Raw genomic sequence first — 24,691 nt, forward strand, 5'->3', positions numbered from 1 at the left:
ATTAACGCCTTCGAGAAACCCGGCCTTGCGCCGGGTTTTTTCGTTATGGCTGCAGACGGATTAAACTGCTCCCCCGCTCCATCACCGAGACGCCGCGATGAACGTGCCCCCGATCTTTGCCCTGACCCCTGGCGAGCCTGCCGGCATCGGCCCGGACCTGTGCCTGCTGCTGGCGCGTGAAGCGCAACCGCAGATCCTGGTCGCCATCGCCAGCCGCCAGTTGCTCGCTTCTCGCGCCACTCAACTGGATCTAGCCATCGAGCTGATCGAGACAGGCCCAGGCCAATGGCCCGCCACCCCGGCGCCCGCCGGCAGCCTGTACGTCTGGGATACCCCGCTGGCCGAACCCTGTACGCCTGGGCAACTGAACCGCGCCAATGCCCATTACGTGCTGCAAACCCTGACCCGCGCCGGCCAGGGCTGCCTGGACGGCACCTTCGCGGCGATGATCACGGCGCCGGTGCACAAGGGCGTAATCAACGAGGCCGGTATTGCCTTCTCCGGCCACACCGAGTTTCTCGCCGAACTGACCCAGACCGAACAGGTGGTGATGATGCTGGCCACCCATGGCCTGCGCGTGGCACTGGTCACCACGCACCTGCCGCTCAAGGATGTCGCGGCCGCCATCACCAGCGAGCGCCTGCTGCGGGTCACGCGCATTCTGCATGCCGACCTGCAGAGCAAGTTCGGCATCGCCGAGCCGCGCATGCTGGTCTGCGGGCTCAACCCGCACGCCGGCGAGGGCGGCCATCTCGGCCGCGAGGAGATCGAGATCATCGAGCCGGCGCTGGAGCGCCTGCGCACGGAAGGCATGAACCTGATCGGCCCGCTGCCGGCCGACACGCTGTTTACCCCGAAGCACCTCGAACAGGCAGACGCCGTGCTGGCTATGTATCACGATCAGGGCCTGCCGGTGCTCAAGTACAAGGGCTTCGGCGCCGCCCTGAACGTCACCCTGGGCTTGCCGATCATCCGCACCTCGGTCGATCACGGCACGGCGCTGGATCTGGCCGGTAGCGGCCAGGTCGACACTGGTAGCCTGCGTGTCGCTCTGGAGACGGCCTATCAGATGGCGGCAGCCGCACGCTGAAGACACAAGTCGCCCGGCATGGATGCCGGGGCCAGCCTCAACTGATAAGCTTCGCCTCTTTATCTTTTCGCTTTACGCTCTTGCCTGACGCTTGCAGCTTGAAGCCTGGAGCTGCTCCATGTCCGAATACCAACACCGCGCGCGCAAGCGCTTCGGTCAGAACTTTCTCCACGACGCGGGCGTGATCGACCGCATCCTGCGCGCCATCCGCGCCAAGGAGGGCGAGCGCCTGCTGGAGATTGGTCCGGGCCAGGGCGCCCTGACCGAAGGCCTGCTGGGCAGTGGTGCTCAGCTCGACGTGATCGAGCTGGATCTCGACCTCATTCCCATCCTGCTGGCCAAGTTCGGCGACAATCCGCGCTTCGCCCTCAACCAGGGCGACGCACTGAAGTTCGACTTCGCCCGCCTCAACGCGGCCCCTCGTAGCCTGCGTGTGGTCGGCAACCTGCCCTATAACATCTCCACCCCGCTGATTTTCCACCTGCTGGACAACGCGCCGGTGATTCGCGACATGCACTTCATGCTGCAGAAGGAAGTGGTCGAGCGTCTGGCCGCCGAGCCCGGTGGTGGCGACTGGGGGCGCCTGTCGATCATGGTGCAGTACCACTGCCGTGTGGAGCATCTGTTCAATGTCGGCCCTGGCGCCTTCAATCCGCCGCCCAAGGTGGACTCGGCTATCGTCCGCCTGGTGCCGCATGAAACCTTGCCGCATCCTGCGCAAGACCCACGCCTGCTGGAACGCGTGGTACGCGAGGCCTTCAACCAGCGGCGCAAGACCCTGCGCAATACCCTCAAGCAACTGTTGCCAGCCGAAGCCATCGAAGCCGCCGGTGTCGATGGCAGCTTGCGCCCCGAACAGCTCGACCTGGCCGCCTTCGTCCGTCTGGCCGATCAGCTCGCCGCGCACCAGGCCGCCAGCCCGGTCTAAACTGCCAACAGGCTCGAAGAGTTCCCTGCATGTCCGACCCTCGTTACCAGATCGATGTCAGCGTCACGACCCAGTACCTGGCCGCGCAATCGCAGCCGGAGCAGAGCCGTTACGCCTTCTCCTACACCATCACCATCGTCAACAACGGCGAGCTGCCCGCCCAACTGCTCTCACGCCACTGGATCATCACCGACGGTGACGGCCGCGTGCAGGAAGTGCGGGGTGCCGGCGTGGTCGGCCAACAACCGCACATCGAGCCCGGCGCCAGCCACACCTACAGCAGCGGCACGGTGATGACCACTCAGGTCGGCACCATGCAGGGCAGCTACCAGATGCTCGCCGAGGACGGCAAACGCTTCGACGCCAGCATCGCACCGTTCCGCCTGGCGGTACCCGGGGCGTTGCACTGATGGCGGTGTATGCTGTCGGCGACCTGCAAGGCTGCCTCAAGCCACTCCAGTGCCTGCTCGAGCAGGTGGCCTTCGATCCGGCGCATGATCAGCTCTGGCTGGTCGGCGATCTGGTCAACCGCGGCCCGCAGTCACTGGAAACCCTGCGTTTCCTCTACACCATCCGCCATGCGGTGATCAGCGTGCTCGGCAACCACGACCTGCATCTGCTGGCCGTGGCGCACAACATCGAGCGCCTGAAGAAGGGCGACACCCTGCGCGAGATTCTCGACGCACCGGATCGCAACGACCTGCTCGACTGGCTCCGTATGCAGAAATTGGTGCACCACGATGCCGAACGCAAAATCACCCTGGTGCATGCCGGTATCCCGCCGCAATGGTCGTTGAACAAGGCCCTGCGCAAGGCGGCCGAGGTCGAGGAAGCACTGCGCGACGACGCTCGCCTGCCGCTGTTTCTCGACGGCATGTATGGCAACGAACCGGCCAAGTGGAGCAAGGAGTTGCACGGCGTGACTCGCCTGCGCGTGATCACCAACTACTTCACCCGCATGCGCTTCTGCACCGCAGACGGCACACTCGATCTGAAGAGCAAGGAAGGCGTCGGCAGCGCACCACCCGGCTTCGCCCCCTGGTTCAGCCACCCGCAGCGCAAGATGCGTGGCGAGAAGATCATCTTCGGCCACTGGGCCGCGCTCGAAGGCAACTGCCAGGAGCCGGGCCTGTATGCGCTGGACACCGGTTGCGTATGGGGCGGCGCCATGACCCTGCTCAACGTCGACAACGGCGAATATCATCGCTGCACCTGCCCCCAGGCCTAGAACACGACCCCCGAGGCACCCCATGAGCGAATTTCAGCGTATCTCCCCCGAACAGGCACAGGCCCTGCGTGAAAAAGGCGCGGTGGTGGTCGATATCCGCGACCCACACAGCTTCGCCAACGGCCACATCGCCGGCTCACGCCACCTGGACAACCACTCCCTGCATGATTTCATCACCCACGCCGACCTCGATGCTCCGCTGATCGTCGCCTGCTACCACGGCAACTCCAGCCAGAGCGCGGCAGCCTATCTGGTCGGCCAGGGCTTTGCCGAGGTGTACAGCCTCGATGGCGGTTTCGAGCTGTGGCGCGCCACCTATCCAGCGGAAACCGCGCAAGGCGGCGAAGAATAATTTTTCGTCTGCTGCAGGCCACGCCCGCTCTGGCCTGCAGCCACTTCCCGACAGGCGGTAACAACCTCTTATGGTTACCGTCGCCTTGACCCCCGCCAGAACGAACTATTCTGTTACTCAGGCCATCCATAGCAAGGTAGAGCCGGCCAACCGGCATCGGGCCATCGGTAACGATCTTTAGGGTTTGGGGGATTCATCCCCGGCACTTCTCCAGCCGGAGCCACCCAGCACCCACTCGCCCGACGACCCGCGCCCAGCTTCCAGCATCGAGCGAGGTGAAGTCATGAGTATTTTCAGTCACTTCCAACAACGTTTCGAGGCGACCCGCCAGGAGGAGTACTCGCTGCAGGAGTACCTCGAACTGTGCAAGCAGGATCGCAGCGCCTACGCCACTGCGGCCGAACGTCTACTGATGGCCATAGGCGAGCCGGAACTGTTGGATACCTCCAGCGACCCAAGGCTGTCGCGCATCTTCTCCAACAAGGTGATCCGCCGCTATCCGGCCTTTGCCGACTTCCACGGCATGGAAGAGTGCATCGATCAAATCGTGTCCTACTTCCGCCACGCCGCGCAGGGGCTGGAAGAGAAGAAGCAGATCCTCTATCTGCTGGGCCCGGTGGGCGGCGGTAAATCCTCGCTGGCCGAGAAGCTCAAGCAACTGATGGAGAAGGTGCCCTTCTACGCCATCAAGGGCTCGCCGGTATTCGAGTCGCCGCTGGGGCTGTTCAACGCCACCGAAGACGGTGCGATCCTCGAAGAGGACTATGGCGTCCCACGCCGCTACCTGAATTCGATCATGTCGCCCTGGGCCACCAAGCGCCTGCAGGAGTTTGGTGGTGATATCAGCCAGTTCCGCGTGGTCAAGCTGTACCCCTCGATCCTCAACCAGATCGCCGTGGCCAAGACCGAGCCGGGCGACGAGAACAACCAGGACATCTCTGCCCTGGTCGGCAAGGTGGACATCCGCAAGCTCGAGGAATACCCGCAGAACGACGCCGACGCCTACAGCTACTCGGGCGCACTGTGCCGGGCCAACCAGGGCCTGATGGAGTTCGTCGAGATGTTCAAGGCGCCGATCAAGGTGCTGCACCCGCTGCTGACCGCGACTCAGGAAGGCAACTACAACAGCACCGAAGGCCTCGGTGCGATTCCCTACAGCGGCATTCTGCTGGCCCACTCCAACGAGTCGGAATGGCACAGCTTCCGCAACAACAAGAACAACGAGGCCTTCATCGACCGTATCTACATCGTCAAGGTGCCCTACTGCCTGCGCGTCACCGATGAAATCCGCATCTACGACAAGCTGCTGATAAACAGTTCGCTGGCCAAGGCGCATTGCGCGCCGGATACCCTGAAGATGCTCGCGCAGTTCTCCGTACTCTCGCGCCTGAAGGAGCCGGAGAACTCCAATATCTACTCGAAGATGCGCGTCTACGACGGCGAGAACCTCAAGGACACCGACCCGAAAGCCAAGTCGATCCAGGAGTACCGTGACAGCGCCGGCGTCGATGAAGGCATGAACGGCCTGTCGACCCGCTTCGCTTTCAAGATCCTCTCCAAGGTATTCAACTTCGACCCGCACGAGATCGCCGCGAATCCGGTGCACCTGCTCTACGTGCTGGAGCAACAGATCGAGCAGGAACAGTTCCCGGCCGAAGTGCGCGAACGCTACCTGCGCTACATCAAGGAATACCTGGCGCCGCGCTACATCGAGTTCATCGGCAAGGAAATCCAGACCGCCTACCTGGAGTCCTACAGCGAGTACGGGCAGAACATCTTCGACCGCTATGTGCTGTACGCCGACTTCTGGATTCAGGATCAGGAATACCGCGACCCGGAAACCGGCGAGATCCTCAACCGCGTGGCGCTGAACGAGGAACTGGAGAAGATCGAAAAACCGGCCGGCATCAGCAACCCGAAGGACTTCCGCAACGAGATCGTCAACTTCGTGCTGCGCGCCCGCGCCAACAACAACGGCAAGAACCCGACCTGGCTCAGCTACGAGAAGCTGCGCGTGGTCATCGAGAAGAAGATGTTCTCCAACACCGAGGATCTGCTCCCGGTCATCAGCTTCAACGCCAAGGGCAGCAAGGAGGAACAGCAGAAACACAACGACTTCGTCAAACGCATGGTCGAGCGCGGCTACACCGAGAAGCAGGTACGCCTGCTGTCCGAGTGGTACCTGCGGGTTCGCAAGTCTCAGTAAGCCCTGTCCGGCGCGCAGCCCGCGCCGGGTCATTCGCTGTCTGCCTGTGGCTACAGGCGGGCAAGAACCTGTTCAAAGCCTCGCGAGCTAGAGCACTGCAAGGCGTAAACAGGTGAGGACGCGGAGTTTACGAGCTGTAAATGAGCAGTCCGAACCTGTTTTCAACGCAGCAGGGCCGACGCGCAGCAGGCTCTGAACAGGTTCGAAGGAGATGTCATGAGCTACGTGATCGACCGACGCCTGAATGGCAAGAACAAGAGCACGGTGAACCGCCAGCGCTTCCTGCGACGTTACCGTGAGCACATCAAGAAAGCGGTGGAGGAAGCCGTCAGCCGGCGCTCCATCACCGACATGGAGCACGGCGAGCAGATCAGCATTCCTGGCCGTGATATCGACGAGCCGGTGCTGCACCATGGCCGTGGCGGCAAGCAGACCATCGTCCACCCCGGCAACAAGGAGTTCACCACCGGCGAACGCATCCCCCGTCCACAGGGTGGCGGCGGTGGACGCGGCAGCGGCAAGGCGAGCAACTCCGGCGACGGCATGGACGAGTTCGTCTTCCAGATCACCCAGGAGGAATTCCTCGACTTCATGTTCGAGGATCTGGAACTGCCAAACCTGGTCAAGCGTCACCTGACCGGTGCCGACACCTTCAAGACGGTGCGCGCAGGCATCAGCAGCGAGGGTAACCCCTCGCGCATCAATATCATCCGCACCCTGCGTTCGGCGCATGCGCGGCGCATCGCCCTGTCCGGCTCCAGCCGCGCCAAGCTGCGCGAAGCCAAGGCCGAGCTGGAGCGACTGCGACGGGAAGAACCGGACAACTTCGGTGATATCCAGGCTGTTCAGGAGGAAATCGAACGGCTCAGCGCGCGCATCCATCGTGTGCCGTTTCTCGACACCTTCGACCTCAAGTACAACCTGCTGACCAAGCAGCCCAACCCCAGCTCCAAGGCCGTGATGTTCTGCCTGATGGACGTGTCCGGCTCCATGACTCAGGCCACCAAGGACGTGGCCAAGCGCTTCTTCATCCTGTTGTACCTGTTTCTCAAGCGGAACTACGACAAGATCGAGGTGGTGTTCATCCGCCACCACACCAGCGCCAAGGAAGTGGACGAGGAGGAGTTCTTCTACTCCCGCGAAACCGGCGGCACCATCGTCTCCAGCGCCCTCAAGCTGATGCAGGAGATCATGGCCGAGCGCTACCCGATCAACGAATGGAACATCTACGCCGCCCAGGCCTCGGACGGTGACAACTGGAACGATGATTCGCCGGTCTGCCGCGACATCCTGGTCAACCAGATCATGCCGTTCGTGCAGTACTTCACCTATGTCGAGATCACCCCGCGCGAGCACCAGGCGTTGTGGTTCGAGTATGAACAGGTGGCCGAGGCCTTCGCCGACAGCTTCGCCCAGCAGCAACTGGTGTCCGCTGCGGACATCTACCCGGTGTTCCGCGAACTGTTCCAGCGTCGCCTGGTGAGTTGAGGAGTTGCCATGAGCCCTGCCGAGAAGAAACGCCAGCCGATCTCCACCGGCTCGGAATGGACCTTCGAGCTGATCCGCACCTACGACCGCGAGATCGCCCGCATCGCCGAGCGCTATGCGCTGGACACCTACCCCAACCAGATCGAGGTGATCACCGCCGAGCAGATGATGGACGCCTACGCCTCGGTCGGCATGCCGCTGGGCTACCACCACTGGTCGTACGGCAAGCACTTCCTGGCCACCGAGAAAGGCTACAAGCGCGGGCAGATGGGCCTGGCCTACGAGATCGTGATCAACTCCGACCCGTGCATCGCCTACCTGATGGAGGAAAACACCATCTGCATGCAGGCACTGGTGATCGCCCACGCCTGCTACGGCCACAACAGTTTCTTCAAGGGTAACTACCTGTTCCGCACCTGGACCGATGCCAGTTCGATCATCGATTACCTGGTGTTCGCCAAGCAGTACATCATGCAGTGCGAGGAGCGTTACGGCATCGACGCGGTGGAGGAGTTGCTCGACTCCTGCCACGCCCTGATGAACTACGGTGTCGACCGCTACAAGCGGCCCTACCCGATCTCCGCCGAGGAAGAACGCCGTCGCCAGAAAGACCGTGAAGAGCACCTGCAGAAGCAGATCAACGACCTCTGGCGCACCATTCCCAAAAGTGCGGACAAGGGCGGCGACAAGGACAGCAAGCGCTTCCCCGCCGAGCCACAGGAGAACATCCTCTACTTCCTGGAAAAACACGCACCGCTGCTGGAGCCCTGGCAGCGCGAGGTGATCCGCATCGTGCGCAAGATCGCCCAGTACTTCTACCCACAGCGCCAGACCCAGGTGATGAACGAAGGCTGGGCCACCTTCTGGCACTACACCCTGATGAACGACCTGTACGACGAAGGCCTGGTCACCGACGGCTTCATGATGGAGTTTCTGCAGTCGCATACCAGCGTGGTCTACCAGCCATCGTTCGATAGCCCCTACTACAGCGGCATCAACCCCTACGCCCTGGGCTTCGCCATGTACCGCGACATCCGCCGCATCTGCGAGGAGCCCACCGAAGAGGACAAACGCTGGTTCCCGGACATCGCCGGCAGCGACTGGCTGACCACCCTGAAATTCGCCATGAACAGCTTCAAGGACGAGAGCTTCATCCTGCAGTTCCTCTCGCCCAAGGTGATCCGCGACTTCAAGCTGTTCGGCATCCTCGACGACGACCAGAAGGACGAACTGCTGGTGCCGGCCATTCATGACGAGTCCGGCTACCGTACCATTCGCGAACTGCTCGCCGCCCAGTACAACCTGGGCAACCGCGAGCCCAACATCCAGATCTGGAACGTCGACCGCCGAGGTGACCGCTCGCTGACCCTGCGCCACCAGCAGCACGACCGCAAACCGCTGGGCGACTCCACCGGCGAAGTGCTCAAGCACCTGCATCGTCTCTGGGGCTTCGACATCCACCTGGAAACCCTGCAGGGCGAGCAACTGATCACCGTCCAGCACGTACCGCCCCGTGGCAGCAATGAAGGTGATAGCGACTACCCGCGTCTGGATCTGGTCATTCCACCCATTTGATCGGTTGTCGCCGCAAGGCAATCCCACCAGCATGCAGGCAGACCTCACGAGGCTGCCCGCATGCGCCTTTTCCTGGTAATCCTGCTGTGCCTGGGGCTGGCGACCTGTACCAGCCAGATTCCCCAAGCACGAATACTCAGCCCCGCTGACGCCTCGCTCGCCGGACGCTACAGCTTCGCGCTGATCGACCCGCCGGGCACCGCCGCGACAGACGACTACAGCCAACTGCCACAGTTGCTGCGTCAAGGCTTGTCCGCCCGTGGCTATCACGAAAGCACCCAGCCACAGCTGCGTGTCCACTACTGGCTGGCCGTGCAGGACAGCCCTGTGATGCTCAAGGTCGATGCCCCACCGCCCAGCTCACCCGGGATCTACCAGGCCATTCATCGGCTACACGACGAGCGCGGCACTTTGCGCCTGCGTCTCACCGACCTCGACGACAAGGTGCTGTGGGAAGGCACCATCAGCACCGGCCTCAGCCCGACACGCTACAGCGCCGAATTGCTGGAGCGCGCCACACAAGCGCTGACGGCGCAGATCCCTCTGGCTACGCCATAGCCTGCCGCCTCTGTCTCAGACATCGCGGCGCGCCCCGCGGCGATCTTCGGTATCCTCTGCGCTCAGTGGAGGATCAGACACATGCAGATCTACAAAGTCGGCGGCGCAGTGCGTGATCGCCTGCTCGGCCGCACCGTCAGCGAAGTGGATTGGGTAGTGGTGGGCGCCAGTGCCGAACAGATGCTCGAACTCGGCTACCGCCCGGTGGGCGCCGACTTTCCGGTGTTCCTGCACCCGCAGACGGGCGAGGAATACGCCCTGGCCCGCACCGAGCGCAAGAGCGGGCGCGGCTATGGCGGTTTCACCTTCCATGCCAGCCCCGATGTGAGCCTCGAAGACGACCTGATCCGCCGCGACCTGACCATCAACGCCATGGCCGAGGACGATCACGGCACCCTGTTCGACCCCTACGGCGGCCAGCAGGATCTGCAGGCCCGGCTCCTGCGTCACGTGTCCCCGGCCTTCGCCGAGGATCCGCTGCGCGTGTTGCGCGTCGCGCGCTTCGCCGCCCGCTATGCGCCGCTCGGCTTCAGCGTGGCCCCCGAGACGCTGGCACTGATGCGTCAACTGGCCGAATCCGGCGAACTGGCCGACCTCACCCCGGAGCGCAGCTGGAAGGAAATCTCCCGCGCCCTGATGGAACCGCGCCCGGACGTATTCGTCCAGGTGCTGCGCGACTGTGGCGCCCTGGCTGCCCTGCTGCCGGAAGTGGACGCCCTGTTCGGCGTGCCCCAGCCCGAGGCGCATCATCCCGAGATCGATACCGGCGTGCATGTGCTCGCCGTGTTGCGCCAGTGCGCCGAGCATGAGCAACCGCTGACCGTGCGCTGGGCCTGCCTGCTGCATGACGTGGGCAAGGGCCTGACGCCAACGGATGAGTGGCCACGGCATATCGCTCACGAACACAAGGGGCTGCGCCTAATCCAGCCGATCAACGAGCGCTGCAAGGTGCCGCGCGACTGCGCCGAACTGGCGTTGCTGGTCGGCGAATTTCACACCCACAGCCACCGCGCGCTGGAGCTACGCACCTCGACATTGCTGGAACTGCTGCAACGTTTCGACGTGTTCCGCCGCCCGCAGCGCTTCGCCGAATTCGTCGCAGCCTGCGAGATGGACGCGCGTGGTCGTAAAGGGCTGGAACAGCGCGACTATCCACAAGCCGCTTACCTGCTCGGCGCCGCCGAAGCCGCACGGCAAGTACCGGTCAAACCGCTGCTGGAGAAGGGCTTCAAAGGCGCCGAACTGGGTGAGGCACTCAACCGCGAGCGCCTGCGGGTGCTGAAGGCCTACAAGGCCAATAGCCTTGTAGGAACCGCGCACTGCGGCGAATAGTGGTCAAGTCGCAAATCTTCCTGAATGGCCACAATCGCTTTCGCCCCGGGGCGGGGCTCCTACACCGATATGCATTTTTCCTGTAAGAGCCGCGCCTCGCGGCGAATCGTAGCCGCGCCGAAGCTTGCACCCTGGCTACGAAGAGCGCGCCTGCAACAGCTCAGCCGGCGTCAGCTCGGTGCCACGCCACTGGAAGGCTGCTGGCCATAACTGCTGATCGATCTGGGCGGACGCCCACAGCTCGGCGAACGGACGACCATCGAGCGGGTGTGACAACTGCGGGGCCAGCAGTGACAGCGGCCAGAGCACGAAAGCGTTCTTGAGGATTTCTGCACGCGGCAGCACCAGGCCATCGAAGTTGCCGACCTGATCGCCATACAGCAGCACGTCGATATCCAGCGGCAAGCCCTTGCGATCCGGCGCATAGCGGCCGTTGTCGGCCTCGATGAACTTCAGTCGGCGATCCAGCTCAGCCAGCGGCAGATCGGTCTTGGCAGTCACCACCAGATTGAAGAAGTTGCCACTCTTGATGCCCACGGCATGGCTCTCGAACACCGGCGAGCACTGCATCTCATGGAGAAAGCCGGCCAAAGCATCGAGGCCGGCACTCAGATGAACCTCGCGCTCGATGTTGCTGCCGAGGCCCAGGTAGATCCGCGTCAGGGACATCCGCGTTCGATCTCCACGCCAACACCGCCACGGGCCGCCGGCACCGCACCAGGCTTGGTCAGCTTGAGGCGAATCCAGGGAATGTCGAACTCGGCCATCAGCGTCTGCACCAGGCGCTCGGCGAAAGTCTCCACCAGGATGAATTGCGAATCGGCAGCGAAGGCCTGGATACGCGTCGAGACACTGGCGTAATCGAGCGCCTTGTCGAGGTCATCATCGGCGGCAGCCGGGCGGTTGTCCCAGGCCATCTGCAGATCCAGTCGCAGACATTGACGAATGTCGCGTTCCCAATCGTAGGCCCCGATCACCGTCTCGACCTCGAGCCCCTCGATAAATACTCTGTCCACCCGCCTCTCCGCGCCACGACAAGGGCGCCGCACCTCGTTAGAATCGGGCCACCCCAAGCTCTGGAATGGCCACCATGTTCTGGCTTCTGGCAGTCCTTGCCTACCTGCTCGGTTCGCTCTCCTTCGCCATCCTGCTCAGCCGCCTGAGCGGCGGGCCGGATCCACGTGCCAGCGGCTCCGGTAACCCCGGCGCCACCAACATGCTGCGCGTCGCGGGTCGCAAGCTCGCCATACTGACGCTGCTCGGCGACCTGCTCAAGGGCTTGCTGCCGATCCTGGTGGCCAAGCTGCTCGGGCTTGGCCTGCAGCAGCAGGCCTGGATCGGGCTGGCCGCCGTGATCGGCCACCTCTACCCGCTGTACTTCCGCTTCCGTGGCGGCAAGGGCGTTGCCACCGCCGCCGGCATGCTGCTGGGGCTCTACCCGCCCGCAGCCTTGCTCGCCCTGGCGGCCTGGGCGCTGGTATTCCTGCTGACCCGTACCAGCTCGCTGGCCTCGCTGATCGCCACGCCGCTGACCCTGCCGCTGCTGGCCTGGCAACAACCGGCAGCCCTGCTGCCAGCCTGCGTGCTGACCGCGCTGATCGTCTGGCGCCATCGCAACAACCTGCGCGACCTGTTCGCCGGTCGCGAGCGCCGCTTTTAAGCAATCGGCCTTACGGGCATCGCGGCTGAAGCCGCTCCTACGCGGTAAAAATCTCGTCAGATCGCCGGCAGACTTTCCATCGGCCAACGCGCCTGCACCTTGATCGCCAGATCCTCGTGCTGCCCGGCCAGCAGGCGCTGGCAACCGGCATAGGCGATCATCGCGCCATTGTCGGTGCAGAACTTGGGCCGTGCGTAGAACACCTGACCGCGCATCTCGCCGAGCATGCGCTCCAGCGACTCACGCAATGCCTTGTTGGCACTCACGCCGCCGGCGATCACCAGGCTTTTCAGGCCGGTTTGCTTGAGGGCACGCTTGCACTTGATGGTCAGAGTCTCGACTACCGCCTGCTGGAAGGCCAGCGCGATGTCGCGGCGGGCTTGGTCGAGGTCGTCCCCGCCGTTCTTGCACTGCTGCCACGTATTGAGCGCGAAGGTCTTCAGCCCGCTGAAACTGAAATCCAGGCCGGGCCGGTCGGTCATCGGCCGGGGGAAGACGAAGCGCCCCGGCGTACCCTGCTCCGCCAGCTTGGCGATTTCCGGGCCGCCGGGATAATTGAGGCCCATCAGCTTGGCGGTCTTGTCGAAGGCTTCACCGGCCGCATCATCCAGCGACTCGCCGAGCAATTGGTACTGGCCGATGCCATCAACGCGCACCAATTGGGTATGCCCGCCGGAGACCAACAAGGCGACGAACGGAAACTGTGGCGGCTGTTCTTCCAGCATCGGCGCCAGTAAGTGGCCTTCCATATGATGCACGCCGACGGCCGGCACACCCCAGGCGAACGCCAGGGCCTGCGCGCAGGACGCACCGACCAGCAGGGCGCCGACCAGGCCGGGGCCGGCCGTGTAGGCCAGGGCATCGATATCGCTGGCCTGCTTGCCGGCTTCATCCAGCACCTGACGGATCAGCGGCAGCATGCGTTTGACGTGATCGCGCGAGGCCAATTCCGGCACCACACCGCCGTAGACGCGGTGCAGGTCGATCTGGCTGAACAGCGCGTCGGCCAGCAGGCCACGCTCCGAATCGAAGAGCGCGACGCCGGTTTCATCGCAGGAAGTTTCCAATCCCAGTACGAGCATGGAGCGAGGCCTTGGTTTGCGGCGTGGAACGAAGGCGCGCATGATAAGCGCCGCCCGGCGGAGCGGCCAGCGCTTTTCGACCTAAGGGCTTTGCATTCCGCGCGATGAGGCGGTAACATCCGCAACCCTTGAAAACCGACGCATCCCGAGCCAACTGCCGGGCACGCGTTGAAACCGGTAATTAAAGATAGGTACGACCTGGATGCCAGCCGTCAAAGTTAAAGAGAACGAACCCTTCGACGTAGCCCTGCGTCGTTTCAAGCGCTCCTGCGAAAAAGCCGGTGTACTGGCTGAAGTTCGCAGCCGCGAGTTTTACGAGAAGCCGACTGCCGAGCGTAAACGCAAGGCCGCTGCCGCTGTTAAGCGTCACGCCAAGAAAGTGCAGCGCGAGCAGCGTCGTAGCGTCCGCCTGTACTAATCAGTACGCGTGACGAACGAATGCCCGGCTCATGCCGGGCATTGCTTTTTCAGGAACTCCGCCTCACCTCAGGTGAACAGCGGAGTTTTCTGCTTTCTGAGTGCCCACACGGGCGACTATGCTGAGCACCTATGGCCGGCCTGATCCCGCAGTCCTTCATCGATGACCTGCTCAACCGCACCGACATCGTCGATGTGGTGAGTTCGCGCATCCAGTTGAAGAAGGCCGGCAAGAACTACAGCGCCTGTTGCCCGTTCCACAAGGAAAAGACCCCCTCCTTCACCGTCAGCCCGGACAAGCAGTTCTACTACTGCTTCGGCTGCGGCGCCGGCGGCAACGCCCTCGGCTTCGTCATGGATCACGACCAACTGGAATTCCCCCAGGCGGTCGAGGAACTGGCCAAGCGCGTCGGCATGGACGTGCCGCGCGAAGAGAGCGGGCGCGGGCACAAGCCCAGGCAACCGGTCGACTCACCGCTCTACCCCCTGCTGGAAGCGGCGGCCGAGCATTATCGCCAGGCCCTGAAAAGCCATCCGCAGCGCAAGTACGCGGTCGATTACCTGAAAGGCCGCGGCCTGACCGGCGAGATCGCCCGCGATTTCGGCCTGGGCTTCGCCCCGCCAGGCTGGGACAACCTGCTCAAGCAGATGGGCAGCGATGCCCTGCAGCAGAAGGCGATGATCGACGCCGGCCTGCTGATCGAGAACGCCGACACCGGCAAGCGCTATGACCGCTTCCGCGACCGCATCATGTTCCCCATCCGCGACAGCCGTGGCCGAGTGATCGCCTTTGGTGGCCGCGTACTGGGCGACGACAAGCCCAAGTACCTCAACTCGCCGGAAACCCCGGTGTTCCACAAGGGCCAGGAACTCTACGGCCTGTTCGAGGCACGCAAGCACAACCGCGATCTCGACGAGATCATGGTGGTCGAGGGCTACATGGACGTCATCGCCCTGGCCCAGCAAGGCCTGCGCAATGCCGTAGCGACCCTCGGCACGGCCACCAGCGAGGAACACCTCAAGCGTCTGTTCCGCATCGTGCCCAGCGTGCTGTTCTGCTTCGACGGCGACGCCGCCGGGCGCAATGCCGCCTGGCGCGCCCTGGAGTCCACCCTGCCGAGCCTGCAGGACGGTCGCCGCGCACGCTTTCTGTTCCTGCCCGACGGCGAAGACCCGGACACCCTGGTACGCGCCGAAGGCACCGACGCCTTCCGCGCCCGCATCAACCAGCACGCACAACCGCTGGCCGACTACTTCTTCCAGCAACTGTGCGAAGAAGCCGACCCGCGCTCGCTGGAAGGCAAGGCGCACCTGGTGACTCTGGCCGCGCCGCTGATCGACAAGATCCCCGGCAACAACCTGCGCGCCCTGATGCGCCAGCGCCTGAGCGAGCTCACCGGGCTCTCCGGCGAAGCCCTGAGCCAGATCGCCAGCGCGCCACGCAGCCAGACACCCAGCCAAGCGCAGGCGCAACACAGCGGCAACGCCTACCCGGAATACACCGACATCCCCAGCGGCGACTATTACGACGCCATCCCGGATCTGGGCGGTTACGAACAACCCGCCCCCAGCTTTCAGGGCTACGACAGCAGCCCAGGCAAGAACAAGGGCAACTGGAAAAAGGATGGCGGCAACTGGAAGAAAGACGGCGGCAAGTGGAATCGCAAGGGCCAGGGCCGGGATTATCCACCGCGCACGGCGGTGAGCGTCGAATCCCCGCACCTGAGCGCCCTGCGCACCCTGCTGCATCACCCGCAACTGGCGCAGAAGGTCGAGGATGTCAGCCACTTCGCCGACGAAGAAGACACCTACGCCCAGTTGCTCGTGGCGCTGGTCGGCACCCTGCAGAAAACGCCCAAGCTGCGTTCGCTGCAGTTGATCGCACGCTGGCACGGCACCGAACAGGGCCGCCTGCTGCGTGCGCTGGCGGAAAAGGAATGGCTGATTTCGGCCGACAACCTTGAACAACAGTTTTTCGACACTATAACTACTCTTGCAGCCCGCCAGCGGGAGCGCAGCCTTGAACAATTGCTACGTAAAGCCCGTCTAAGTGAACTGAGCGCAGAGGAAAAAGACCAGCTGCGCGCCTTGTTGAGCCGCAACGCCTCTCCAGTCGCCCCCTCATCAACTGGCGCTTGAGGCACTTTCTCTGGTATAATCCTCGGCTTGTTTTCAGCCCGCCAAGACCTTCAGTGGATAGGGTGTTATGTCCGTAAAAGCGCAACAGCAATCTCGTTTGAAAGAATTGATCAGCCGCGGTCGCGAGCAGGGTTACCTGACGTACGCGGAGGTCAATGACCACCTGCCGGAGGATATTTCCGATCCGGAACAGGTGGAAGACATCATCCGCATGATCAACGACATGGGGATCAACGTATTCGAGAGTGCCCCGGATGCGGACGCCCTGTTGTTGGCCGAAGCCGACACCGACGAAGCAGCAGCCGAAGAAGCTGCCGCCGCACTCGCCGCTGTCGAGACCGACATTGGCCGCACCACCGACCCGGTGCGCATGTACATGCGCGAAATGGGTACCGTGGAACTGCTGACCCGCGAAGGCGAGATCGAAATCGCCAAACGCATCGAGGAAGGCATCCGCGAGGTGATGAGCGCCATCGCTCACTTCCCCGGCACCGTCGAGAACATCCTCTCCGAGTACACCCGCGTCACCACCGAGGGCGGTCGCCTGGCCGAGGTGCTGAGCGGCTATATCGACCCGGATGACGGCAGCGTTCCGGACGAAGCCGCCGCGCCTGTTCCTGTAGAGGACGGCGCCAAAGCCAAGGAAGACGAAGAGGACGAGGACGAAGAGAGCGAAAGCGACGACGACGAAGCCGATGGCGACGGCGGTCCGGATCCGGAAGAAGCCGCGCGTCGTTTCAACGCCGTGGCCGAGCAGCACGAAAAAGTCCAGAAGGCCCTGAAGAAGCATGGCCGTGGCAGCCAGCAGGTCACTGACGAGCTGGCCGCACTGGCCGAGCTGTTCATGCCGATCAAGCTGGTGCCCAAGCAGTACGACGCCCTGGTCGTTCATGTGCGCGACGCCCTTGACCGCCTGCGTGCGCAAGAGCGCGCCATCATGCAACTGTGCGTACGTGATGCACGTATGCCGCGTGCCGACTTCCTGCGCCTGTTCCCGGGCAACGAAGTCGACATGGACTGGGCCGGTGATCTGGCCAAGGGCAAGGCCAAGTACGCCGAAGCCCTGGGCAACCTGCAGGCCGACATCAAGCGTTGCCAGCAGAAGCTGGTCGACCTGGAAGCCGAATGCAGCCTGAGCCTGGCCGAGATCAAGGACATCAACCGCCGCATGTCCATCGGTGAAGCGAAAGCTCGCCGCGCCAAGAAGGAAATGGTCGAGGCGAACCTGCGTCTGGTGATCTCCATCGCCAAGAAGTACACCAACCGTGGCCTGCAGTTCCTCGACCTGATTCAGGAAGGCAACATCGGCCTGATGAAGGCGGTGGACAAGTTCGAATACCGTCGCGGTTACAAGTTCTCGACCTACGCCACCTGGTGGATTCGCCAGGCGATCACCCGCTCGATCGCCGACCAGGCGCGCACCATCCGTATCCCGGTGCACATGATCGAGACGATCAACAAGCTCAACCGCATCTCCCGTCAGATGCTGCAGGAAATGGGTCGCGAGCCCACGCCGGAAGAGCTGGGTGAGCGCATGGAAATGCCCGAGGACAAGATCCGTAAGGTATTGAAGATCGCCAAAGAGCCGATCTCCATGGAAACCCCGATTGGCGACGACGAAGATTCGCACCTGGGCGACTTCATCGAGGACAGCACCATGCAGTCCCCGATCGACGTAGCCACGGTCGAAAGCCTCAAGGAAGCCACTCGCGAAGTGCTGGCCGGCCTCACTGCCCGTGAAGCCAAGGTACTGCGCATGCGCTTCGGTATCGACATGAACACTGACCACACCCTCGAGGAAGTGGGCAAGCAGTTCGACGTTACCCGTGAGCGTATCCGTCAGATCGAAGCCAAGGCGCTGCGCAAACTGCGCCACCCGACGCGAAGCGAGCATCTACGCTCCTTCCTCGACGAGTGACACCCACAACCCCGGCCCAGGCCGGGGTTGTTGTTTTTACAGTCGAGCAAACTGCCAGTATGGCGATGGCGGTCTACACTCGAACGGTAACTAAACCGGACGAGATCGACATGCCACGCCTGCCAGCCATCCTGCTCCTTTGTCTGGCCTGCTGGACGCTACAAAGCCACGCCCTCCCCGCCGACGCCGCCCATCCCGATCAGCCCACCGCACCCCATTCGTTCGGCACCACGGACGAACAGACGCTCTGGTACGAAGCCCTGCCCTACAGCCTGCCCGGCCTGGCATTGTCGCTCGGCGTCATCCTGGTGATCCTGCTCACCAACCACCGCCTGCACAGTGAAATGCGCCGGCGAGCCGCACTGGAAGACGAGCTGCGCGCCCGCGAGCGGCATTTTCGCGATCTGGTGGAAAGCCTCTCGGCCACCACCTGGGAAACCGAAGCCGACGGTCTGACTTACACCTACGTTTCACCGCATGCCGAAAAGCTGCTCGGCTATCCCCAGCAAGACTGGCTGCAGCCGGGATTCTGGCAACGCCATGTGCATCCGGACGACCGCCAACGGGTCATGCGCCAATGCCTCGAAGACTGTGCGGCCGGGCGCGATCACGCCCTCGAATACCGCCTGCTGGCGGCGGACGGGCGCACCGTCTGGGTACGTGACACCGTCACCCTGCTGCAGCGCGACGACCGCCAGGTGATACGCGGCCTGATGATCGACATCAGTGAAGCCAAGCAGACCGAGCAGGCCCTGCGCCTGTCCGAGCAGAAGTTCGCCTCGGTGTTCCAGCAGTGCCCGGACATCCTCATCATCGCCCGCCGCGCCGATGGCGTACTGCTGGAGGTGAACAGCACCTTCATCCACTACACCGGCATCACCAACGAGCAGGCAGTCGGCAGAACGGCTACCGAGCTGGATATCTGGGGCATTCCCAACATCGGCCCGAGCCTGCTGCTGCACCTGCAGGACGACAGCCTGCGCAATCTGGAGATGCCCTTCCGCCGCGCAGACGGCAGCCTGTTCACCGGCCTGATCTCGGCTGCGCCCTTCCAGCTCGACGACACCGAGGCTCTGGTGGTGGTCGTCCGCGACATCAGCCAGTTGAAGGCGACCCAGGAACGCCTGCAGATATCCGAGGAAAAATTCGCCAAGGCCTTCCACGCCTCGCCAGACGGCCTGCTCATCACCCGCATCCGCGATGGCCTGCTGATCGAGGCCAACGAAGGCTTCAGCCGCATCACCGGTTATGGCCTGGATGTAACTGGCAACAGCACCACTCTGGGCCTCGGCATCTGGGCCAACCCGGAGGAGCGCCAGTGCATGCTCGACACCCTGCAGCGTGACGGCGTGGTTCGCGACCTGGTTGCCACGATACGCACCCGCACCGGCAAGCACGTGCTCTGCGAACTGTCGACACAACCCCTGCAGCTGGGTGACGAACAGTGCCTGCTGACCATCGCCCGCGACATCACCGAACGTCAGCGCATGCAGGAGGAGCTGAAACAGGCCGCCACCGTCTTCGAGAGCACCGCCGAAGGCGTGATGATCACCGACACCCAGCAGCGCATCACCGCCGTCAACCGCGCCTTCACCCATATCACCGGCTATGACGAAGTCGAAGCACTCGGCCAGAGCCCGAAAATGCTCGCCTCCGGCCAGCACGACAACCCCTTCTACGCCGCCATGTGGCACTGCCTCGCCGCCCAGGGCCACTGGCAGGGCGAAATCTGGAACCGACGCAAGAACGGCGAGCTGTATCCGCAGTGGCTGACCATCAGCGCGGTACGCGACGAGCAGCAGACCATCACTCACTTCGTTGGCGTCTTCGCCGACATCTCCAGCCTCAAGCACGCCCAGGCGCGCCTCGATCACCAGGCCCATCACGACCCACTGACCGGCCTGCCCAACCGCCTGCTGTTCGAGAACCGCCTGCGCCTCACCCTCGAAGGCTTGCACACGGAATATCAGCAGGGCGCCGTGCTGTTTCTCGACCTGGATCGGTTCAAGCAGATCAACGACAGCCTCGGCCACCCCGTGGGTGACCAGTTGCTCAAGGTCATCGCCGCACGCCTGCGCCAGCAATTACGCGACAGCGACACCGTGGCCCGCCTGGGCGGGGACGAGTTCATCCTGCTGCTACCGGATCTACACCACGAACGTGATGCCGCACGCACCGCACAAAAGTTGCTGGATTGTTTCAGCGCGCCCTTCATCATCGACGCACACGAGTTCTTCATCAGTGCCAGCATCGGCATCAGCCTCTACCCCAGGGACGGCAAGGACGTCGCCACCCTGGTCAAGAATGCCGACGCGGCGATGTACCAGTCCAAGGCCAAGGGTCGCAATCGCAGCGAGTTCTACACGCGCTTGCTGACCTTCCAGGTCAACGAACGCATGGCGCTGGAGCAGGAACTGCGCCGCGCGCTCGAACGCAACGAGCTGAGCCTGCACTACCAGCCCAAGCAATGCCTGCGCACCCAGCACCTGGCCGGCGCCGAAGCCCTGCTGCGCTGGCAGCACCCGACCTTCGGCGAGATCCCGCCCGACCGTTTCATCCCCATCGCCGAAGAGAGCGGCCTGATCGTGCCGCTGGGCGACTGGGTGTTGCGCGAAGCCTGTCGCCAACTGCAACAGTGGAAGCAGCAGCACGCGCCGTTCGGTGCGCTGTCGGTCAACCTCGCAGGCGCCCAGCTGCGCCAGCCCAACCTGCTGCCACGCATCGAAGAACTGCTGCAGCAGTACCATCTGCAACCCGAGTGGCTGCAACTGGAGATCACCGAGAACTTCATCATCGACCAGGCCGAAGAAGCCCTCGACATCCTCCATCGCCTCAAGAGCCTCGGCATCCAGCTGGCCATCGACGACTTCGGCACCGGCTACTCATCCCTCAGCTACCTCAAGCACCTGCCGCTGGACACCCTGAAAATCGACCAATCCTTCGTCCGCGGCCTGCCGGACAACCCACACGACCTGGCCATCGCCCGCGCCATCATCACCCTCGGTACCAGCCTGCAGATGACGGTGATTGCCGAAGGCGTGGAGACCAAGGCTCAGGAACTCTGCCTGGCGGCCGAAGGCTGCCTGCAGATCCAGGGCTACGTGATCAGTCGCCCCCTCCCCGCTGACACCTTCGCCGAACGTTTTCTCCAACCGGCTCAAGCGGTTGGCGCTGGCGAGAGCGCGCCGGTATAATCCGCCGGCCTTCTGGGGGCCTATAGCTCAGTTGGTTAGAGCAGAGGACTCATAATCCTTTGGTCCACGGTTCGAGTCCGTGTGGGCCCACCACCTTCAAAGCCGCGCACTGCGCGGCTTTTGCCTTTTTTGGCCGCTGAAAAAGGCTCTTCACTGTCCCTCACTTGCTGCCAACTGACCACAAACTGCCCACACCGGCCACTATAAAAACCTTTGGCAGGAAAGATTACGGCGCTACACAACATCGCCGAATCACCTTGCAGACTTGAGATATTTCCTAGACACCCACCCTTCGATCGCATATCCATCCTTTTCGAAATAGACGTTGAGCCAGTCTCGGTTGCTATCGTCTATGACGCTGACTGCCAAATACCTAGGCAGCTGAAAAAGCACTTCTGCTTTCATGCTTGGGGCTGCACGTAGATTGACGCTGTCGCGGGTGACGATGACTACATGAGCGGCTGGAAGCCCGCAGAAAGAAATACGTACGGCCTTTCTAACTTCCGATAGGCCTGCAGTCGGGGATAGACGGCTGTTGATATCACACAGCCCCTCACGAACCGAATTCCACTGAGCCAACGAGTGGTAGATAACCATTACAAAAAGAATCAAAAATGCAGTAGGAATGTTACTGAAAGGACTATTTGATTTTTCCCCTTGTGGCGCTCTGGGCAAGAGAGCCATGGTGCCGCGTGGGAGAGGCGCCTGCTGACGCTTTTTCCGTTCTTGAATCTCCTCAAGCAGGCTAGCAACTAGATCACCTTGCTCTCCCAGCGCGGCGGAGGTTAGAAGCTCTCCGAATTTACGCTGCCACCTTCCTAAGACTGCGTCGAGCACGCTTGAGCGCATATCCCCACCATGCACACGCTCTTCAGACTCAACCAGAACGCTAAGAACCTCATTCCAAAGAGAGGTTTGGGTACGCCATCTGTCACTGTCATCTACTGCCCCTGCCGCCTCAACCCTATCGCCCAAACCCGGTTTGAGCCTATTCAGATGGGCGATATCCCACGCCTTACTGGATCGGAGCTCTTGAAGGGCGAGGTAGATGGTCTCCACCTGGAATCCTATTGCCATGGCTTTGGCCTCATGATTCATATCGTTAGCTTCCTTGTCCGGCGGGGCTAGATACGTGCCAGTGGATTGAGATTCACCACGTCAGCCAAATGCCCCGGGCTGAAGTGGGCGTATTTCTGCGTCATGGCCAGGGTGGCGTGGCCGAGTACGCGTTGTAGGGTCAGGATGTCGCCGCCGTTCATCATGTAGTGGCTGGCGAAGGTGCGGCGCAAGACGTGGGTCAGTTGGGCTCAGGGTGTGAGAGAACGTCAGATTGGTGACCCAGGTATGCCCGCAGCATGGATCCATAAAGTGGCAATAGAGGCGGGTGAACTCCGACGACAGTCGGTCGCTGGTGGCGATTCGCCCCTTGCCCTGACATACCTTGCAGATAACCAGCATTTGATGCTCCAACTACCTGAACAGAAAACGATTTTGCCATAACGCAGAAGCGGTCTTAACCGAAACGAAACGTTCCAGCCTCTTCGGCACAACGCGCCAGATCAGCCCGCACACATAGACATCGTGACAAATACTGACAACGGTGCAACCATTGCACTATGTCCGATTCAAAGCTAGCTTATGCCGACCATCCAGCGCCTCCCAAATTGCAACATCAAAATGTACCCAGCTGATCACCCTCCGCCTCACTTTCATGTGGTTTTGAACGATGGTCGAGAGGCTTTGGTCGAAATTGAAGGTCTCGCACTATTGCCCTGTAAGCTAAAGCTGCGAGAAATCGATGATGCGCTGGCTTGGGCGGATCAGAATCTGGCGCTGCTGAAACGCGAGTGGAAGAGGTTGAACCCATGAGAATTCCTCAGTTCACCATACGTTCCGTTATCCCAGTCACTCCGTACGTTCTACAACTGACGTTCGCTGATGGGAAATCTTACTCGGTTGATTTAGAGGAAGTGCTTCGATCACACCCTACACTTTTCCCATTACTTAATCCTGAAATCTTCGCCAAAGTAGAAGTTGGAGACTGGGGCGCCAGTATTCTTTGGGATAATAACGACGAGTTTGAACTAGCTGCTGATAATCTCCGAGCAAGAGCGCTTGAACAAGCCGGAGAGTGTTCTCACGAAAAACTACAACGCTGGATGGCCTCAAATAACCTAACACTTGATGCAGCAGCTCAAGCCTTGGGTATAAGTCGCAGAATGCTGGCCTACTATCGTAGCGGGGAAAAAGATATACCCCGAACAGTCGCCTTAGCGATGATTGGCTGGGATCACTCTATGAAAAACATAGAAGACCATTATCATATAGCTGAGACCATGACAGAAATTAGTTTACGACTAAGACATGACATACATGTAGCATCATCTCAGCATGAATACTTAATTGAAGCATACTCCAAAGAATTTGTCGGCTATGAGTTAGAACACCTTGATGCCCCACTTATCATCCCGGCATATCATTATGAGTACGACCAATATTCGAATCTTGCTAATGATGAATTTTCTATAATTTCTGACTGGGAAGAAGAAAAAAGAAAGGCCTAACCTCTAGTCCCGTATCTGCGGGACTTTTTCATATCGTCATCGGCTCCCGCCAACTGATACGCAGATCCTCCCGCAGCCGGTCATTCACCTGGTCGAAAATCTGGCAGATGGGCCGGATTTCGTAGGTGGTGTATACGCGGTCGATCTTCTCGATGTCACCGAAGCCGGCGCTGTTCTCGGGGATGATGCCGGCCAGGGCCGGGTTCATCCGCCAGGCCGCAATCACGTCGTTGCGGGTGATGTTCTTCACCTTCTCCAGCTCGTCCTTGGCCTGGAAATCGACCACCGGGATGATCTGAATCGCTTTCTCGGTACCGCCCGGGATATTCACGAACATCGAGCGGAAGTTGCCCACGCCCTTGCTGGCCGAGATCTGGGCGCGCAACTCCTCCTCATCGTCCTCCGACAGATCCGGATCGTTGGTGTAGAAGATGTAACCGGCGTGGGCGCCGTTGCTGTAGTAGCGCCGGCGAACAGGGTCGCGGCCTCGTTCAACAGCGGCGCCTGCAGGCCGCTCAGGTAGTCGGGCACACCGTAGATGTTCTGTTCCACGTCGTAGTCCATGACGTGCACCACCTCGTCGGCGTCGAACTCCAGTTCCTGGCCATTGGGCTGCAGCATGACGAAACCGCCATCCACTTTTACCCACATGTTAATCGTCGGTAGGTGCTCCAGCTCGAGCACCTGGCCGAACACGTTTTCCCGGGCGTAGAAGTAGGCTTCGCCGAACACCATGAAGTCGAGGCTAGCCCGACCCATGGTGACCGCGCTGCAGCCTGCAGACGGGATGAACTCACGCAACAGCATGTTGCGCTGGAACTTGGGAATGGCGCCGTGGTGCGCGTTGGCATGTAGCAGCTTGGCCAGCCCGGGGCGCGACACCGGCGGGGTGTAGATGCGCCCGTTCTCGCTGGCGAACACGCCCAACCGACGCAACACAAGCCCCAATCGTGGCTGACG

The 24,691-nt window shown here is 61.9% G+C and carries 20 protein-coding genes, 1 tRNA gene and 4 pseudogenes; 18 read left to right on the forward strand and 7 right to left on the reverse strand.

Annotation, left to right across the window (positions count from 1 at the left end; genetic code table 11):
- Nucleotides 1-97: 97 nt before the first annotated feature.
- The 10 genes from pdxA (at nt 98) to VC352_RS06340 (ending at nt 10,757) form a co-directional block, all read left to right on the forward strand.
- Nucleotides 98-1,090 carry a 4-hydroxythreonine-4-phosphate dehydrogenase PdxA gene (gene pdxA, locus VC352_RS06295; RefSeq protein ID WP_416340101.1) on the forward strand — a complete coding sequence of 331 codons (993 nt, stop codon included), beginning with the start codon at nt 98-100 and terminating at the stop codon, nt 1,088-1,090.
- Nucleotides 1,091-1,208: 118 nt separating this feature from the next.
- Nucleotides 1,209-2,018 carry a 16S rRNA (adenine(1518)-N(6)/adenine(1519)-N(6))-dimethyltransferase RsmA gene (rsmA, locus tag VC352_RS06300; protein WP_322978733.1) on the forward strand — a complete coding sequence of 270 codons (810 nt, stop codon included), beginning with the start codon at nt 1,209-1,211 and terminating at the stop codon, nt 2,016-2,018.
- A gap of 29 nt (nt 2,019-2,047) precedes the next feature.
- Nucleotides 2,048-2,428, forward strand: a complete 381-nt coding sequence (gene apaG, locus VC352_RS06305; protein ID WP_322978734.1) for a Co2+/Mg2+ efflux protein ApaG — start codon at nt 2,048-2,050, stop codon at nt 2,426-2,428.
- Nucleotides 2,428-3,246: a symmetrical bis(5'-nucleosyl)-tetraphosphatase gene (locus VC352_RS06310; RefSeq protein ID WP_322978735.1), complete on the forward strand. Its 819-nt coding sequence runs from the start codon at nt 2,428-2,430 to the stop codon at nt 3,244-3,246. The genes apaG and VC352_RS06310 overlap by 1 nt, the downstream gene beginning before the upstream one ends.
- Nucleotides 3,247-3,268: 22 nt before the next feature.
- Nucleotides 3,269-3,598 carry a thiosulfate sulfurtransferase GlpE gene (glpE, locus tag VC352_RS06315; RefSeq protein ID WP_322978736.1) on the forward strand — a complete coding sequence of 110 codons (330 nt, stop codon included), beginning with the start codon at nt 3,269-3,271 and terminating at the stop codon, nt 3,596-3,598.
- 283 nt (nt 3,599-3,881) lie between these two features.
- On the forward strand, nt 3,882-5,804 hold the full coding sequence (locus VC352_RS06320) for a PrkA family serine protein kinase (protein WP_322978737.1): 1,923 nt from the start codon (nt 3,882-3,884) through the stop codon (nt 5,802-5,804).
- Between the two features lie 216 nt (nt 5,805-6,020).
- On the forward strand, nt 6,021-7,292 hold the full coding sequence (locus tag VC352_RS06325; protein WP_322978738.1) for a YeaH/YhbH family protein: 1,272 nt from the start codon (nt 6,021-6,023) through the stop codon (nt 7,290-7,292).
- A gap of 9 nt (nt 7,293-7,301) precedes the next feature.
- Nucleotides 7,302-8,867: a SpoVR family protein gene (locus VC352_RS06330; RefSeq protein ID WP_322978739.1), complete on the forward strand. Its 1,566-nt coding sequence runs from the start codon at nt 7,302-7,304 to the stop codon at nt 8,865-8,867.
- 60 nt (nt 8,868-8,927) lie between these two features.
- A complete protein-coding gene (locus VC352_RS06335; protein ID WP_322978740.1) occupies nt 8,928-9,425 on the forward strand; it encodes a DUF4136 domain-containing protein in 498 nt (165 codons plus the stop codon).
- Between the two features lie 81 nt (nt 9,426-9,506).
- On the forward strand, nt 9,507-10,757 hold the full coding sequence (locus tag VC352_RS06340; RefSeq protein WP_322978741.1) for a multifunctional CCA addition/repair protein: 1,251 nt from the start codon (nt 9,507-9,509) through the stop codon (nt 10,755-10,757).
- 135 nt (nt 10,758-10,892) lie between these two features.
- Here VC352_RS06340 and folK read toward each other — a convergent pair whose 3' ends face one another.
- Nucleotides 10,893-11,426 (reverse strand): 2-amino-4-hydroxy-6-hydroxymethyldihydropteridine diphosphokinase, encoded by a 534-nt coding sequence (gene folK, locus VC352_RS06345; protein ID WP_322978742.1) that lies wholly within the window; start codon nt 11,424-11,426, stop codon nt 10,893-10,895.
- Nucleotides 11,417-11,773 (reverse strand): dihydroneopterin aldolase, encoded by a 357-nt coding sequence (gene folB / locus VC352_RS06350; RefSeq protein WP_322978743.1) that lies wholly within the window; start codon nt 11,771-11,773, stop codon nt 11,417-11,419. The genes folK and folB overlap by 10 nt, the downstream gene beginning before the upstream one ends.
- Before the next feature lie 74 nt (nt 11,774-11,847).
- Here folB and plsY point away from each other — a divergent pair, with 74 nt between their 5' ends.
- The gene (gene plsY / locus VC352_RS06355; protein WP_322978744.1) at nt 11,848-12,417 is read left to right on the forward strand and encodes a glycerol-3-phosphate 1-O-acyltransferase PlsY; all 570 of its coding nucleotides are present in this window, start codon (nt 11,848-11,850) and stop codon (nt 12,415-12,417) included.
- A gap of 56 nt (nt 12,418-12,473) precedes the next feature.
- On the opposite strand, the gene tsaD is transcribed toward plsY, so the two are convergent.
- Nucleotides 12,474-13,499 carry a tRNA (adenosine(37)-N6)-threonylcarbamoyltransferase complex transferase subunit TsaD gene (gene tsaD / locus VC352_RS06360; protein WP_322978745.1) on the reverse strand — a complete coding sequence of 342 codons (1,026 nt, stop codon included), beginning with the start codon at nt 13,497-13,499 and terminating at the stop codon, nt 12,474-12,476.
- A 202-nt stretch (nt 13,500-13,701) separates the two neighbouring features.
- Between tsaD and rpsU the strand changes: the two genes are divergently transcribed.
- From rpsU to VC352_RS06385, 5 genes and pseudogenes are all read left to right on the forward strand, one after another.
- Nucleotides 13,702-13,917, forward strand: coding sequence for a 30S ribosomal protein S21 (rpsU, locus tag VC352_RS06365; protein WP_003290642.1), 216 nt, complete (start codon nt 13,702-13,704; stop codon nt 13,915-13,917).
- Nucleotides 13,918-14,048: 131 nt separating this feature from the next.
- Entirely contained in the window at nt 14,049-16,055 is a 2,007-nt protein-coding gene (dnaG, locus tag VC352_RS06370; protein WP_322978746.1) for a DNA primase, read from the forward strand.
- A 67-nt stretch (nt 16,056-16,122) separates the two neighbouring features.
- Nucleotides 16,123-17,973, forward strand: a complete 1,851-nt coding sequence (gene rpoD, locus VC352_RS06375) for an RNA polymerase sigma factor RpoD (protein WP_322978747.1) — start codon at nt 16,123-16,125, stop codon at nt 17,971-17,973.
- A gap of 230 nt (nt 17,974-18,203) precedes the next feature.
- Nucleotides 18,204-21,167: pseudogene (locus VC352_RS06380) on the forward strand (EAL and GGDEF domain-containing protein); the annotation flags it as partial.
- A gap of 16 nt (nt 21,168-21,183) precedes the next feature.
- A tRNA-Ile gene (locus VC352_RS06385) sits at nt 21,184-21,260 on the forward strand.
- Between the two features lie 159 nt (nt 21,261-21,419).
- Here the strand turns inward: VC352_RS06385 and VC352_RS06390 are convergent.
- From VC352_RS06390 to VC352_RS06400, 3 genes and pseudogenes are all read right to left on the reverse strand, one after another.
- The gene (locus VC352_RS06390) at nt 21,420-22,265 is read right to left on the reverse strand and encodes an SH3 domain-containing protein (protein ID WP_322978748.1); all 846 of its coding nucleotides are present in this window, start codon (nt 22,263-22,265) and stop codon (nt 21,420-21,422) included.
- 26 nt (nt 22,266-22,291) lie between these two features.
- Nucleotides 22,292-22,471, reverse strand: a pseudogene (locus VC352_RS06395) (tyrosine-type recombinase/integrase); the annotation flags it as partial.
- A gap of 16 nt (nt 22,472-22,487) precedes the next feature.
- Nucleotides 22,488-22,625 (reverse strand): annotated as a pseudogene (locus VC352_RS06400) (ogr/Delta-like zinc finger family protein); the annotation flags it as partial.
- Nucleotides 22,626-22,844: 219 nt separating this feature from the next.
- Between VC352_RS06400 and VC352_RS25340 the strand changes: the two are divergent.
- Nucleotides 22,845-23,036: a DUF4160 domain-containing protein gene (locus VC352_RS25340; RefSeq protein ID WP_416340113.1), complete on the forward strand. Its 192-nt coding sequence runs from the start codon at nt 22,845-22,847 to the stop codon at nt 23,034-23,036.
- Nucleotides 23,033-23,731, forward strand: coding sequence for a DUF2442 domain-containing protein (locus VC352_RS06405; RefSeq protein WP_322978749.1), 699 nt, complete (start codon nt 23,033-23,035; stop codon nt 23,729-23,731). The genes VC352_RS25340 and VC352_RS06405 overlap by 4 nt, the downstream gene beginning before the upstream one ends.
- A gap of 28 nt (nt 23,732-23,759) precedes the next feature.
- Here VC352_RS06405 and VC352_RS06410 read toward each other — a convergent pair.
- A pseudogene (locus VC352_RS06410) lies at nt 23,760-24,652 on the reverse strand (phage portal protein).
- Between the last annotated feature and the right edge of the window lie 39 nt (nt 24,653-24,691).

The organism is Pseudomonas sp. C11 (assembly GCF_034683865.1).
GTDB lineage: Bacteria > Pseudomonadota > Gammaproteobacteria > Pseudomonadales > Pseudomonadaceae > Aquipseudomonas.